Annotated in this window: 1 protein-coding gene; it reads left to right on the plus strand. The window is 50.9% G+C overall.

Going from position 1 to position 542, the window contains the following annotated elements; all coding sequences use genetic code 11:
• The coding region (locus tag F2B26_RS17805; RefSeq protein ID WP_159811245.1) for a hypothetical protein at positions 1-542 on the plus strand (542 nt) is incomplete at both ends.

Consider the following 542-nt stretch of genomic DNA (forward strand, 5'->3'; position numbering starts at 1 on the left):
TCCGAATGACATTGCATTCACTTTAACGTCTACATCAGGCAGCATAGCAAGTACCGTCAACGGCAACACCAATGGCTTTGGCGCACAAAACGCCTGGGTCGATCAAGGCGAAGCACTCATTATTGATTACGCCAATGAGGTAGCCTCGGCTTCGATCAACTTTAGCGGTGCCACCTATATCCATTTCAAGGCCTATGATGCTAATGGCAACTTGCTGGGCGAAGGCGATATTACCAGCGGACAGACCATTGGGAATCTTGGCGAAATTAGCTATATCGAAGTGTCCACCAGTGAGCAAGGTGGGCATGCCAACTTCCAGTTTACCGGTACGTCGGCGGAAAACATTGTCAGCTCTACCGTCGATGTTGATCTCAACTTTACGGTCGATGTCACCGATAGTGACGGCGATACCTCAACGGGCTCGATCCATGTCGATCTGGATGCTCCTGGCAGCACGACTACGGCACCAACGGCGCTGACCTCAAGCGCAGTATCTCTGCTGAGCGAAGCCGATCTTTACAAAGATGGTAACGAATCTGACT

It is taken from the genome of Cellulomonas citrea (genome assembly GCF_009829685.1).
In the GTDB taxonomy this organism is placed as follows: Bacteria; Actinomycetota; Actinomycetes; order Actinomycetales; family Cellulomonadaceae; genus Cellulomonas; species Cellulomonas citrea.